At 65.2% G+C, this 13,111-nt stretch carries 12 protein-coding genes; all 12 read right to left on the bottom strand.

The genetic code is table 11. The features are described 5' to 3' along the window. Window positions 1–13: 13 nt before the first annotated feature. The 12 genes from C8C96_RS14660 to C8C96_RS14605 all read right to left on the bottom strand — a co-directional run bounded on the left by C8C96_RS14660 (window position 14) and on the right by C8C96_RS14605 (window position 12,911). Window positions 14–919 carry an SDR family oxidoreductase gene (locus C8C96_RS14660; RefSeq protein ID WP_121942759.1) on the bottom strand — a complete coding sequence of 302 codons (906 nt, stop codon included), beginning with the start codon at window positions 917–919 and terminating at the stop codon, window positions 14–16. 148 nt (window positions 920–1,067) lie between these two features. After that, complete coding sequence (locus C8C96_RS14655; RefSeq protein WP_056063482.1) at window positions 1,068–2,003, bottom strand: glutathione S-transferase family protein; 936 nt, start codon at window positions 2,001–2,003, stop codon at window positions 1,068–1,070. Between the two features lie 30 nt (window positions 2,004–2,033). Then, window positions 2,034–3,701, bottom strand: a complete 1,668-nt coding sequence (locus C8C96_RS14650; RefSeq protein WP_199737477.1) for an isovaleryl-CoA dehydrogenase — start codon at window positions 3,699–3,701, stop codon at window positions 2,034–2,036. Between the two features lie 53 nt (window positions 3,702–3,754). Beyond that, a complete protein-coding gene (locus tag C8C96_RS14645) occupies window positions 3,755–4,207 on the bottom strand; it encodes a GNAT family N-acetyltransferase (protein ID WP_121942758.1) in 453 nt (150 codons plus the stop codon). Then, window positions 4,207–5,223: an NADP-dependent oxidoreductase gene (locus tag C8C96_RS14640; protein WP_099732133.1), complete on the bottom strand. Its 1,017-nt coding sequence runs from the start codon at window positions 5,221–5,223 to the stop codon at window positions 4,207–4,209. Before C8C96_RS14640 ends, C8C96_RS14645 begins: the two co-directional genes overlap by 1 nt. Window positions 5,224–5,337: 114 nt before the next feature. Beyond that, complete coding sequence (locus C8C96_RS14635; protein ID WP_056063497.1) at window positions 5,338–5,769, bottom strand: PaaI family thioesterase; 432 nt, start codon at window positions 5,767–5,769, stop codon at window positions 5,338–5,340. A gap of 154 nt (window positions 5,770–5,923) precedes the next feature. Then, a complete protein-coding gene (locus C8C96_RS14630) occupies window positions 5,924–6,715 on the bottom strand; it encodes an SDR family oxidoreductase (protein WP_056063500.1) in 792 nt (263 codons plus the stop codon). 183 nt (window positions 6,716–6,898) lie between these two features. Beyond that, window positions 6,899–7,108: a hypothetical protein gene (locus tag C8C96_RS14625; RefSeq protein ID WP_121942757.1), complete on the bottom strand. Its 210-nt coding sequence runs from the start codon at window positions 7,106–7,108 to the stop codon at window positions 6,899–6,901. After that, window positions 7,108–8,976 (bottom strand): acyl-CoA dehydrogenase, encoded by a 1,869-nt coding sequence (locus C8C96_RS14620; protein ID WP_121942756.1) that lies wholly within the window; start codon window positions 8,974–8,976, stop codon window positions 7,108–7,110. Before C8C96_RS14620 ends, C8C96_RS14625 begins: the two co-directional genes overlap by 1 nt. 115 nt (window positions 8,977–9,091) lie before the next feature. Beyond that, entirely contained in the window at window positions 9,092–9,592 is a 501-nt protein-coding gene (locus tag C8C96_RS14615) for a PaaI family thioesterase (RefSeq protein ID WP_233584239.1), read from the bottom strand. A gap of 3 nt (window positions 9,593–9,595) precedes the next feature. Then, window positions 9,596–10,771, bottom strand: coding sequence for an acetyl-CoA C-acyltransferase (locus tag C8C96_RS14610; protein WP_121942755.1), 1,176 nt, complete (start codon window positions 10,769–10,771; stop codon window positions 9,596–9,598). 40 nt (window positions 10,772–10,811) lie between these two features. Beyond that, window positions 10,812–12,911: a 3-hydroxyacyl-CoA dehydrogenase NAD-binding domain-containing protein gene (locus C8C96_RS14605; protein ID WP_121942754.1), complete on the bottom strand. Its 2,100-nt coding sequence runs from the start codon at window positions 12,909–12,911 to the stop codon at window positions 10,812–10,814. Between the last annotated feature and the right edge of the window lie 200 nt (window positions 12,912–13,111).

Below are 13,111 nucleotides of genomic sequence, written 5' to 3'. Positions count from 1 at the left end.
AAGCGCCTCTGGCTTAATCAGCCCTCAGCGCTGCCCGCAACTGTGCACCCAGCTCGGGCTTGGCGGCAAACGGGTCGGTGGGGTTGCGGCCTATCATCACGTCTTCCATGCGCGTCTGCACCGAGGCCAGGGCCTTGGGGTGGCTGTAGATGTAGAACTGGCCCTGGGCGGCGGCGTCGAAGACCTTTTGCGCGACCTCGGAAGCAGTCACCTTGCCACTGCCCACGGCCTTGTCGCTCATGGCCTGGCCGATGAGCTGGCTCTTGGTGGGCTTTTCGGCAGGCAGGTCGCCGGGGCGGTTGCGGTGGCTTTGGTTGATGCCGGTGGGCACAAAGAACGGGCACAACACGCTGGCGCCGATCTGGTCAGTGACCAGCGACAAATCCTGGTAAAGCGTTTCCGACAGGCTGACCACTGCGTGCTTGCTCACGTTGTAGATGCCCATGTTGGGCGCCGCCAGCAGGCCCGCCATGCTGGCGGTGTTGATGATGTGGCCGCGCCAAGTGGGGTCGGCCTTGGCCGCTGCCAACATCATGGGTGTGAACAGGCGCACGCCGTGCACCACACCCCACAGGTTTACGCCCAGCACCCACTCCCAGTCCTTGACCGAGTTTTCCCACACCAGGCCGCCCGCGCCCACGCCTGCGTTGTTGAACACCAGGTGCGGTGCGCCAAAGCGCTGCTGCACGTCGGCGGCGAGTTGCTCCATCTGGGCGGCGTTCGACACGTCCACCTTGCGCGCCAGCACCTGGGCGCCTGCGGCCTGCATCTCGGCCGTGGCGGCGTCGAGCGCGTCCTGCTGCACATCGACCAGCACCAGGTTCATGCCCAGGCGGGCGCCAATGCGCGCGCATTCCAGGCCAAAGCCCGAGCCTGCACCGGTGAGGACGGCGGTTTTGCCGGCAAAGTTGTCGATCATGTTTTGTGTCTCCTAGTGGTTATCGATGGATGATGGGGTGCGGTCGTGAAACACGGGACGGCTTTTATGCCGACACACGGCTTCGGCCAACGCCGCCCGAACACGCAGAGCGCATCGGGCGCAATGCGATCAAAAAGGCTGCCGTTGTTCAGGGCGCCACCGGCCGCAGCACGTAGCCAATGCGGGGGAAGTGAACGTGCACCGTGCCCGCGCGCGGATCGGTACGGCGCAGCGTGTAGCGGGTGCGGGTGGCGGCAATCAGCTCACCTTCCGTGGGCTCAGTGCCAAAGCTCTCGGCGGCAATCGTGACCTGGGTACCCAGCGGGATTCCGTGCTCGTCCTGGAACACGTCGTCGGTCAGCGGCAGCGGCTCCATGCCCGCGGCCACGGTGATGGCGTCAGCGGCACTGAACTTCTCCATGCGGCCGTGGCCCAGCGCAGCGATGCGGTCCATCCACTCCAGCACGGCGGGTGTGGCGGCAAAGATGTCGGCCATCACGGGCACACACTGGCGCGTGAACCACAGCGGGTGGTAGGCCGCAAAGTCGGCCAGGCAAGGCTCGGCGCCGAACAGGAAGTCGTGTTCCTCGGCCATGTGCGCAATGCGCCGCAGGTACGAGCGGTAGGCGGCCGTGGCATCGGCCGGTCGCAGGCGCTGCATGCCCGCGCTCATCTCGCGGCGGTCTTCGCCAAACACTTGCGCAGCCGCCGGCGGCAGGTTGGCAAACAACACGGCGGCGCCCTTGGGCTGCAGGTTGTAGGCCATGGCAGCCCAGAACAGCGTGGTGTCGGCCCACTGCGCAAACACGCGCGACACGCCTTTCAGATGCGGCGGATACAGCACGGGTTCGGGATGCTCATGCTCCAGCACATCGCAGATCAGGGCCGAGTCGCAATAGATATCGGCGCCGATCTGCAAGAACGGCGTCTTGCGATACCCGCCGGTCAGCGCCACCACATCGGGCTTGGGCATGACGCTGGGGATGATGACGGACTTCCAGGCCAGCTGCTTGAAGCCGAGCACCGCACGGATCTTTTCGGAAAACGGGGACGAGGGGTAGTGGTGCAGGATGAGGTGGGACATGGGTTTCTCCGCAAAATTCTGTGGGATGGCTCAGGCCGGAAGTGCGCGGTCCAAGATGGCGTCAAGGTTGACACCCGCGCCCAGCGTGCCAAAGCTGTAGCCCCAGTCACCAGAGAGGCGCGAGTCGCAAAACGCTCGGAACACTGCGCCGGGCGCACTGCGCAACAACAGGGCCGCCTGCACTGCCAACGCTACATCCTGGGCCAGTCGCCGGGCCTCGGCCTCGGTGGTCATGGCGTCTACACGCAGGGGAAGTGCGCCGGCCAGACGGTCCAGCGCCGGGTGGGCGCCGCGTGCGGGTGCCAGTTCGGCGTCCAGCGCGGCAGCGGTGTCGGCGCGGCGCACGGCGCGCATCAAATCCAGCGCCATGATGTTGCCCGCGCCTTCCCAGATGGAGTTGAGCGGCATCTCGCGGTAGATACGAGCCATCACGCCCTCGCCGCCCTCCTCCACATAGCCGTTGCCGCCCAGGCATTCCATGGCCTCTTGCGCAAACACGCTGCCGCGCTTGCACACCCAGAACTTAGCGACGGGCGTGAGCAGGCGGGCCATCACGGCTTCGTGCTCACTGGTGGCCTTCTTGTCGAAGGCGCTGGCCAGGCGGATTGACAGCGCGGTGGCGGCTTCGCTCTCCAGCGCCAAATCGGCCAGCACATTGCGCATCAGTGGCTGTTCAATCAGCTTCTTGCCAAAGGCCGAGCGCTGGCGCGTGTGGTGCAGCGCAATGCTGAGCGCCTGCCGCATGAGGCCGCTGGTGCCCAGCGCGCAGTCCAGCCGCGTCATGGTGCCCATCTCCAGGATCTGCGCCACACCCCGGCCCTCTTCGCCCACGCGCCAGGCCATCGCGCCGATGAACTCGACCTCGGAGCTGGCATTGGCGTGATTGCCCAGCTTGTCTTTCAGGCGCTGGATGCGGATCGCATTGACCGTGTCATCGGGCAGCACACGCGGCAGGAAGAAGCAGGTGAGCCCGCCGGGCGCCTGCGCCAGGATCAGGAAGGCATCGCACATGGGCGCCGAGAAAAACCATTTGTGGCCGGTGATGCGATAGCGCGCGCCCCAGGCATCGTCGCCGTCGTGGACAGCCTGTGTGGTGTTGGCACGCACGTCCGATCCGCCCTGCTTCTCGGTCATGCCCATGCCCATGGTGAGCGCGGATTTCTGCGAGAACAGCGCCAGGCGCGGGTCGTACTGCGTGCTTGCCAAACCCTTGCTCCAGTCCGCCCATACCGCTGAATTGCCTCGCAGTGCCGGGGTCACGGCGTAGCTCATCGACACGGGGCACAGCACCGAGGGCTCGGCCTCGGTGAACAGCATGAAGCCCGCCGCGCGCTCCACATGCGCGTGGCCCGTGTCCTGGCGCGACCAGGGCGTGGCATGCAGACCGTGGCGCAGCGCGGCGCCCATCAGCGCGTGGTAGCTGGGGTGGAACTCCACCACATCCGTGCGGTGGCCAAAGCGGTCGTGCGTGCGCAGCTGGGGCTTGTAAGTGTTGGCCAGGCGCGCGTGGGTCAGCATGTCGGCTGAGCCCATCTCGGCGCCCAGCGCGGTGAGGCCCTCCACGCGCAGGCCAGGTGCATGCAAGCTCAGCGCGTCCTGCAGCGGCTGGTTGGTGGTGAACAGGTTCACATCCGCCCACGGCGTGCTCTGGTTGAAGACGTCATGGGTACGCGCCAGGGTGGCGGTGGGCAAGGTCATGTCGGCTCCTTCACGGGTGGGCTGTGTGACTGGTCGAAGGGGCTGCGGCTGTGTCAGCCCGCCTTTCGCAGCATTTCAATGTGCGGGATATGGTCTTCCAGGTATTCGTCGGAGACCGCCTCAAAACCCAGGCTGCCGTAAAAGCCCCGCAGGTGCGCCTGCGCACTGATGCGGATGCCCCGGTCCGGCCACGCCTGGCTGCAGCGGGCAATGCCCTCCTGCATCAGCGCCCGGCCTGTGCCGTTGCCGCGCGCCTCCTTGGCGGTGACCACGCGGCCAATCGAGGGCTCGGGGTAGTTCACGCCCGGGTCCACCACGCGCAGGCAGGCTTGCAGCGCACCCGCCTCGTCGTAGCCCAGCAGGTGGTAGGACTTTTTGTCCGCTTCGTCCGGGTCCTGGTAGGGGCCCTGCTCCAGGATGAACACCTTGCAGCGCAAGGCCAGGGCGTCATGCAGCGCATGCACGCCCAGGTCATCGAAGCGGGCCCAGGTCCACGTCAGCATCATCAGATCAGCTTGACCAGTTGCTTGCCAAAGTTCTTGCCCTTGAGCAGGCCCAGGAAGGCCTCGGGCGCAGCAGCAATGCCTTGGGCAATGGTCTCACGCGGGCGCAGCTTGCCGGTGCCGACCAGCGTGCCCAGCTCCTTGAGGGCATCAGGCCAGACCTCCATGTGCTCGCTCACGATGAAACCTTCGACCTTCATGCGGTTGATGAGCATGAGCGCGGGGTTGGCCATGGGCAGCGGTGCGCCGTCGTAGCCGGCGATCATGCCGCACAGGGCGATGCGGCTGAAGGCGTTCATGCGCAGCATGACGGCGTCCATGATCCAGCCGCCCACGTTCTCGAAGTAGCCATCGATGCCGTTGGGGCACGCTTCCTTCAGGGCCTTGGACATGGCCTTCACGTCGCTGTGGGCACGATAGTCGATGCAGGCGTCAAAGCCCAGTTCTTCCACTGCGTACTTGCACTTGTCGGCACCGCCCGCAATGCCCACCGCGCGGCAGCCACGGGCCTTGGCGAGGGCCGCAAAAGCGCTGCCCACGGCGCCCGTGGCGGCGCTCACCACCACGGTGTCGCCTTCCTTGGGCGCAATGATCTTGACCAGGCCGTACCAGGCCGTGACACCCGGCATGCCCACGGCGCCCAGGTAGTGCGACAGCGGCACATGGGTCGTATCGACCTTGCGCAGCGCGCCGGGCTGGTCGGCATTGACCACGCTGTATTCCTGCCAGCCGCCCATGCCCACCACCTTGTCGCCCACGGCGTACTTGGGATGCTTGCTCTCGGCCACTTCACCCACGGTGCCACCGATCATGACTTCGCCCAGCGCCTGCGAGGCGGCGTAGCTCTTGCTCTCGTTCATGCGGCCGCGCATGTAGGGGTCCAGGCTCAGGTAGTGGTGGCGCACCAGCACCTGGCCGTCCTGCAGCGCGGGCGTGTCGGTCGCGACCAGCTTGAAGTTGCTGGCCACCGCTTCGCCCTGGGGACGGTTGTCGAGAACGATTTGTTGGTTGCGTGGCATGGAAAGCTCCTTCAGAAAATTAAACACTATGTTTTTGATAGCTGCCAGCACATATATCCATTGCGCTTGCAGGCAAAAAGGCTTTAAAACCTGTTGGCGACCTCAACCACTGGCTCAGTCGGTGGAGATGACCTTGAGATCATTCACATTGCGCCCGTCCACCGGCAGGCGCTTGACGTACTTGAACGTGCCGGTGGCGTGGCAGCACACCTTGCCTTGGGCGTCGTACACCGTGCCCTCGGTGAACGCCATGGTGGCCGTGCGGTGAATCAATCGCCCCTTGGCCACCAGCGGCCCGCGCGCGGGCTGCATGAAGCTGGTCTTCATCTCGATGGTGACCACCCCCATGTCCGGCGTCACGCTGCGCGCGGCCGTCGCCATGGTCACGTCCAGCAGCGTCATCGACGCGCCACCGTGGGTCACGGCAAACGAGTTCAGGTGCTCAGGCTTGGCTTCGTAACGCAGCTCGGACTCGCCGTCCTCCATGCGGTGCAGCGTGAAGCCCAGGTGGCTGACAAAGGGGATTTCGACACCAAAACTAATCAAGGTTTTTTCCTTTGGAAATGTAGGTCGCAACGGGCGCGGCGCAGGCGAGGGACGCAGAGCAAGGGCCGCCCCGCAGCGATTGCGTCGTCCCCCTTCCCGAATCGCTCAGCGATTCGAGAGAAGGGGGAAGCGGCGCAGCCGCTCAGGGGGATGTTCACCCTCCAGTCACAATGCTCACGCCGCCGTCCACCGCCAGCCATTGGCCGGTGATGTGCTTGCCCGCATCCGACGCATACAGCGCGCACAGGCCCTTCAGGTCTTCATCATCGCCCAGGCGACCCAGGGGGGCGTGGGCAGCCAGCGCTTCTTCGCCCATGGCCTTGAGTGTGCCCACCGTCATCTTGCTCGGGAAGAAGCCCGGGCAGATCGCGTTGACGCGGATGTTGTAGGCCCCCCATTCGGCCGCCAGCGCCCGGGTGAAGTTGATCACCGCGCCCTTGGAGGTGTTGTAAGCAATGGTGTTCATGCCCTTGGGGTTGCCGCCCAGGCCGGCGATGGACGCCACATTGATGATGCTTCCGCTGCGGCGGCCGATCATGCTGTGCTTGGCGATGTGCTGGCTCAGGATGAAGTACCCACGCACGTTGAGGTTCATCACCTTGTCCCAGGCCTCCACGGGGTGGTCTTCAGCCGGAGAGCCCCAGGCCGCGCCTGCGTTGTTGACCAGGATGTCCACATGGCCCAGGCGCTGCAAGGTCTCGTCGGCCAGGCGACGGATGTCCTCTTCCTTGGCGCAGTCGGCGGCAATCCAGCGCGCGTCGATGCCTGCGGCTTGCAGGTCGGCCGTGGCTTCTTCCAAGTCAGACGCCTTGCGCGAGCTGAGCACGATCTTGGCGCCCGCCTCGCCCAGCGCGTGGGCCAGTTGCAGGCCCAGGCCGCGCGAGCCGCCGGTCACCAGGGCGGTCTTGCCCGTCAGGTCAAACAGTTGTTGGATGGTGCGTGTCATGTGAATGTCTCCTTGGATTTTTGCCAGTCGATGGATGTTCTCGGACCACAGCCCGGCGCTGGGATGCGCCAGCCAGGGGGTGGAATACAGGCAGCCATTGTGCGGCGCCAGAAGGCTGCATTGTGTCGCCGCCGCGTCCGCTCCGCACGGGGCCGGCCAGGTGGCTACAGCGGTGCCGCAGCGTCAGCCCTGGGGGTCGGCCTTGAGCCGCGCACGCACGGCGATCAGCACCACGCCCACGGCAGCCACCACGCCCCCGCCCACCATCAGCACCCAGCCCGTGGCCGCATCGGTGCGGGCGGTGGCAATGCCCAGCACCAGCGTGAGCAGGCCGCCGTAGATCAGCACCCAGATGAGCTTTTGCAAGCGCTGCAACGTGCTCAGAGCCGCCATCAGAACGCCTCTTCAGGAAAGCTGGCGCAGGTCGCGTCGCGCGTGCTGACCACTTGAAGCCAGGCGCCGATCTTGGGCAGCTCGTAATGGAAAAAGAAGCGCATGGCGCCCATGCGGCCCACGCTGGCGGGCTGCGCCAGGGCTGCATCGGCCGCCAGGGTGGCCAGCGCCACGTCCAGCCACACCCAGGCCAGCACCGTGTGGCCAAAGGCCTGCATATAGGGCACGGCGTTGGACAGCGCATCAGCGGGTTGGCCCGTGGCCCAGGCGGCCTTGGTGGCCGCGCCCACGTCCTGCAGCGCCTTGCCCAGCGCGTTGGCGTGGGCAGCCAGCGCGGGCACCTGGATGGCGCGCTCGATGGTGGCGTTGATGCGCCCGGCCAGCAGTTGCAGGCCACGACCGCCTTCCATCAGCACCTTGCGGCCCAGCAGGTCCATGGCCTGGATGCCGTGGGTGCCTTCGTGGATCATGTTCAGGCGGTTGTCGCGCCAGTACTGCTCCACCGGAAAGTCGCGCGTGTAACCGTAGCCACCGTGGATCTGGATGGCCAGGCTGTTGGCCTCCAGGCACCATTCGCTGGGCCAGCTCTTGGCGATGGGGGTCAGCACCTCCAGCAGCAGGCGGGCTTCGTCGGCCGCAGCGGCATCGCCCGTGTGTTGCTCGTCCACCAGCCGCGCGCAGAACAGGTTGAGCGCCAAGGCGCCCTCGCCATACGATTTTTGCGCCAGCAGCATGCGTTTGACGTCTGCGTGCTCGACGATGCGCACCTGGGGCTGGGCGGCGTCCTTGACCACGGCAGCCGCGCCGTCCTTGGGGCCCTGCACGGGCCGGCCCTGGGGTCGGTTCTTGGCGTAGTCCAGGCTGGCGTAGTAGCCGGCCAGGCCCAGCATGGTGGCGGCCATGCCGATGCCAATGCGCGCCTCGTTCATCATGTGGAACATGCAGTGCAGGCCCTTGCCGGGCTGGCCGACCAGATAGCCAACGGCGCCTGCCTGGCCATCCACGGGGTACTTGCCCTCGCCAAAGTTCAGCAGCGTGTTGGTGGTGCCGCGCCAGCCCAGCTTGTGGTTCAGGCCCGCCAGCGCCACGTCGTTGCGCACGCCGGTCAGCTGGCCGTTGGTGTCCACCAGCTTCTTGGGCACGATGAACAGCGAGATGCCCTTGGTGCCCGGCACCAGCTTGCCGTCTGGCCCCGGGATCTTGGCCAGCACCAGGTGCACGATGTTTTCGGTCAGCTCATGGTCGCCCGAGCTGATCCACATCTTGTTGCCCTTGAGGCGGTAGCGGGGACCGAGCGGGTCGCTCTCAAAGCCCTCGCCATCCGGCACGGCGCGTGTGGCCACGTCGGACAGGGACGAGCCCGCCTGTGGCTCCGACAGGCACATGGTGCCCGACCAGCGGCCGTTGAATTCATTGAGCGCAAACACCTGCTTTTGCAGGTCGGTGCCATGCACCATGAGCAGGTTGGCATTGCCCGAGGTCAGCAGGTTGGACCCAATGCTGATCGAGGCGGCCGCGAAAAAGCTGTTGGCCGCAGCCTCCACCGTGTAGGGCAGCTGCATGCCGCCAATGTCGTAGTCCTGCGCGGCGCTCAGCAGGCCCGACTCGGCGTAGGCGCGCCGTGCTTCGTAGGTGGCTTGCGGCAGCACCACACGCAGCGTGCCGTCGGGCTCGGTCTCGGTGCGGGGTTCTTCGGTGTCCACCACGCGGTTGAAGGGCGCGTACTTCTCGCGGGCGATGCGCTCGGAGGTGTCGAGCACGGCATCGAAGGTCTCGCGGGAGTGGTCTGCAAAGCGCTCGCGGGCTTGCAGCTTCTCGGCGTTCAGCCACTGGTAGAGCAGGAAATCGACGGTGGGACGTAGGCTCATGGCATTTCAGGGTTAAAACAGCCCCAGGCGCAGATAAATCATGCGCCAGCAGCTATCAAATAAGGAGTAAACGGCGCAGGAGTGAGGAGGAACATGCTCCCATCCCTTGCCAACATCAGGCGCCAGCGGGCGACGGTGCCGCGTCTTCGCGCGGTGGCAGTGCGGCAATGGTGCCTTGCGCCACGGCGCACAGCTTTTCGGTGCCTGCCTGCACCACCAACACATCGCAGCGGCACACCGCCTGCGCACGGCCATGGTGCACCGCCTGCGCACGGGCGATGAGCAGTTCGCCCACCGCAGGGCGCAGGTAGTTGATCTTGAACTCGGAGGTCACCACGGGCACCCGCATGGCGGTGCCTCCCGCGTAGGTCAGGGCGTTGTCGGCCACATAGCTCAGCACGCCCCCGTGCACAAAACCATGCTGTTGCAGCAACTGGGGCGTGATGGGCAGGTGCAGCTCGCATTGCCCTGGGGACAAGGCATGCAGCCGCGCCCCCACCAGGATGCTGAACGGCTGCGATGCCAGTACCTCACGCCCCATGGCCAGGAAGACCTCGGGCGACACCACGACATCGGGGATGTCGGTGCGCGGTGGCGACGAGGCCTGCCCGGACATGGCTTACAGCACCTCGAAAATGCCCGCAGCGCCCATGCCGCCGCCAATGCACATCGTCACGCACACCTTCTTGGCGCCACGGCGCTTGCCTTCGATGAGGGCGTGGCCCGTGAGGCGCTGGCCCGACACACCGTAGGGGTGGCCCAGGGCGATGGCGCCGCCATTCACGTTCAGACGGTCCGCCGGGATGCCCAGCTTGTCGCGGCAGTACAGCACCTGCACGGCGAAGGCTTCGTTCAGCTCCCACAGATCGATGTCCTGCACCGTGAGGCCCAGATTCTTCAGCACCTTGGGCACGGCAAACACGGGGCCGATGCCCATTTCGTCAGGCTCGCAACCGGCCACTGCAAAGCCGAGGAAACGGCCCAGGGGCTTGAGGCCCTTCTTGCTAGCGTACTCTTCGCTGGTGATCACGCAGGCACCGGCGCCGTCAGAGAACTGGCTGGCATTGCCGGCCGAGATCAGGCCACCGGGCAGTGCCGACCGCAGGCCACTGATGGCCTCCACCGTCGTGCCTTCGCGTGTGCCTTCGTCCTTGCTCACCGTCACTTGCTTGGTGATCAGGCCCAGCGTCTTGTCAGCCACACCGGCCGTCACGGTGATGGGGGCGATTTCTGCATCGAACAAGCCGTTAGCCTGAGCGGCACAGGCCTTTTGCTGGCTGCCTGCACCGTACTCGTCCATGGCTTCGCGGCCGATGTTGTAGCGCTTGGCCACCTGCTCGGCGGTCTGCAGCATGCTCCAGTAAATCTCGGGCTTTTGCTTGGCCAGAGCCAGGTCCTGGATCATGTGCAGGTTCATCTCCTGCTGCACGCAGGAGATGCTTTCAACACCACCGGCCACGAACACATCGGCTTCGCCAGCGATGATGCGCTGGGCGGCCATGGCAATGGTCTGCAGGCCCGAAGAGCAGAAGCGGTTGACCGTGACGCCGGAGGCGGTGATGGGCAGACCGGCCTTCAAGGCGATCTGGCGCGCGATGTTGCTGCCGGTGGCGCCTTCGGGCGTGGCGCAACCCATGATGACGTCGTCCACGTCTGCACCGTCGATGCCGGCGCGCAACACGGCGTGCTGGACGGCATGGCCGCCCAGGGTGGCGCCATGCGTCATGTTGAACGAACCCTTCCAGCTCTTGGCGAGCGGCGTGCGGGCGGTGGAAACAATCACTGCGGAGGTCATGTGAATTCCTTTGATTCTGTAGATGGGTGCACGCGGCTATTTACTGGAAGGCCTTGCCTTCGGCGGCCAGCTTGGCCAGCAGCGGAGCGGGCTTCCAGAACGCTGCGTCATCCAGCGGGTTCTTGGCAAAACGGTCCATGGCCTGCACCACGTTGAACAGACCCACTTCGCTGGCGTAGTGCATGGGGCCGCCACGATGGATGGGGAAACCGTAGCCGGTCAGGTACACCATGTCGATGTCGCCGGACTTGCTGGCAATACCGTCTTCCAGGATGTGCGCGCCTTCGTTGACCAGGGCGAACACCAGGCGCTGCACGATTTCTTCGTCCGAAATCTTGCGCGGCGTGATGCCCAGCTCCTTGCGGTGGTCTTCGATCATCTTGTTGACCAGGTCGCTCGGGATCGCGTCGCGCTTGCCGGCCTGGTAGTCGTACCAGCCTGCGCCGGTCTTCTGGCCGAAGCGGCCCAGTTCACACAGCTTGTCGGCCGTGCGGCTGTACTTCATGTCGGCGCGTTCGACGGAGCGGCGCTTGCGAATGGCCCAGCCAATGTCGTTGCCCGCCAGGTCGCCCATGCGGAACGGGCCCATGGCAAAGCCAAACTTTTCGATGGCCTTGTCCACCTGCTGGGGCGTGCAGCCTTCGTCCAGCAGGAAGCCAGCCTGGCGGCTGTACTGCTCGATCATGCGGTTGCCGATGAAACCATCGCACACGCCCGAGACCACCGAGGTCTTCTTGATCTTCTTGCCGATGGCCATCACCGTGGCCAGCACGTCCTTGGCGGTCTCCTTGCCACGCACCACTTCCAGCAGCTTCATCACGTTGGCAGGGCTGAAGAAGTGCATGCCCACCACGTCCTGCGGACGCTTGGTAAACGCTGCGATCTTGTCCACGTCGAGCGTGGAGGTGTTGGAGGCCAGGATGGCGCCGGGCTTGGCCACAGCGTCGAGTTGCTTGAACACGGCTTCCTTGACGCCCATCTCCTCGAACACGGCTTCGATGATGAGGTCGCAGTCCTTGAAGTCGTCGTAGCTCAGCGTGGTGCTCAGCAGGGCCATGCGCTGCTCGTACTTGTCCTGCTTGAGCTTGCCCTTCTTGACCTGGGCTTCGTAGTTCTTCTTGATCGTGGCCACGCCACGGTCCAGGGCTTCCTGCTTCATTTCCAGGATCTTGACGGGGATGCCGGCGTTCAGGAAGTTCATGGAAATGCCGCCACCCATGGTGCCCGCGCCAATCACGCCCACCAGCTTGATGTCGCGCTTGGGGGTGTCGGAGGCCACATCAGGGATCTTGCTCGCCGCACGCTCAGCCATGAACAAATGGCGCAGTGCACGCGACTCGGGCGTCCACATCAGGTTGATGAAGATTTCGCGCTCGACCAGCATGCCTTCGGCGAACTTCTTCTTGGTGGCCGCTTCGACCGCGTCCACGCACTTGGCGGGCGCGGGGAAGTTCTTGGCCATGCCCTTGACCATGTTGCGCGCGAACTGGAAGTACGCGTCGCCTTCGGGGTGCTTGCAGGGGAAGTTGCGCACCAGGGGCAGCGGGCGGGCATCGGCCACGCTCTGGGCAAACGCCAGGGCTTCTGCGGCCAGCGATTCGGCCGACGCGGCCATCTTGTCAAACAGCTTCTGGCCGGGCACGGCGCCGATCATTTCGCTCTTGACGGGCTCACCGCTCACGATGAGGTTGAGCGCGGCTTCCACACCAATCACGCGGGGCAGGCGCTGCGTACCGCCTGCGCCGGGGATCAGGCCCAGCTTGACTTCTGGCAGTGCAATCGAGCAGCCAGGCGCCGCAATGCGGTAGTGGCAACCCAGGGCCAGCTCCAGCCCGCCACCCATGGCCACGCTGTGCATGGCGGCCACGACGGGCTTTGCCGAGTTTTCAATGGCGGCAATCACCGACAGCAGGTTGGGTTCTTGCAGCGACTTGTCGGTGCCGAACTCCTTGATGTCGGCGCCGCCAGAGAACGCACCACCGGCACCGGTGATCACGATGGACGTGACCGCTGCATCGGCATTGGCACGGCCAAGGCCGTCCACGATGCCCTGGCGGGTCGCCAGACCGAGTCCGTTGACGGGAGGGTTGGCCATGGTGATCACGGCAACGGAGCCGTGGACTTTGTATTCAGCGGTCATGGTGCTGTTGTTCCTTGGAAAGTGAAAAAGAACGATCGTGCGTTTTTATTGTAGAGACTTCAAACCCATTTGGCGTGTCAATTTGTCCCGGGCGGGACAAGGGGGTTTCAGACATTCCCTAAAGAGCACACTCCGACAGGCAAAAAAAAGAGGCACCACCGAAGACAGGGCACCTCTGCAGATCGACATGGGAGCAGCTT

The sequence above is a fragment of the Acidovorax sp. 100 genome (assembly GCF_003688355.1).
Taxonomy (GTDB): Bacteria; Pseudomonadota; Gammaproteobacteria; order Burkholderiales; family Burkholderiaceae_C; genus Acidovorax; species Acidovorax delafieldii.
This window is presented reverse-complemented; position numbering and strand designations above follow the sequence as displayed.

Coding starts and splice junctions, on each gene's coding strand:
- C8C96_RS14625 (WP_121942757.1), bottom strand. CDS start 7,108: ATGGCGGCTCTGAGCACGTTGCAGCGCTTGCAAAAGCTCATCTGGGTG.
- C8C96_RS14650 (WP_199737477.1), bottom strand. CDS start 3,701: ATGACCTTGCCCACCGCCACCCTGGCGCGTACCCATGACGTCTTCAAC.
- C8C96_RS14610 (WP_121942755.1), bottom strand. CDS start 10,771: ATGACCTCCGCAGTGATTGTTTCCACCGCCCGCACGCCGCTCGCCAAG.
- C8C96_RS14655 (WP_056063482.1), bottom strand. CDS start 2,003: ATGTCCCACCTCATCCTGCACCACTACCCCTCGTCCCCGTTTTCCGAA.
- C8C96_RS14630 (WP_056063500.1), bottom strand. CDS start 6,715: ATGACACGCACCATCCAACAACTGTTTGACCTGACGGGCAAGACCGCC.
- C8C96_RS14660 (WP_121942759.1), bottom strand. CDS start 919: ATGATCGACAACTTTGCCGGCAAAACCGCCGTCCTCACCGGTGCAGGC.
- C8C96_RS14605 (WP_121942754.1), bottom strand. CDS start 12,911: ATGACCGCTGAATACAAAGTCCACGGCTCCGTTGCCGTGATCACCATG.
- C8C96_RS14615 (WP_233584239.1), bottom strand. CDS start 9,592: ATGTCCGGGCAGGCCTCGTCGCCACCGCGCACCGACATCCCCGATGTC.
- C8C96_RS14620 (WP_121942756.1), bottom strand. CDS start 8,976: ATGAGCCTACGTCCCACCGTCGATTTCCTGCTCTACCAGTGGCTGAAC.
- C8C96_RS14640 (WP_099732133.1), bottom strand. CDS start 5,223: ATGCCACGCAACCAACAAATCGTTCTCGACAACCGTCCCCAGGGCGAA.
- C8C96_RS14645 (WP_121942758.1), bottom strand. CDS start 4,207: ATGATGCTGACGTGGACCTGGGCCCGCTTCGATGACCTGGGCGTGCAT.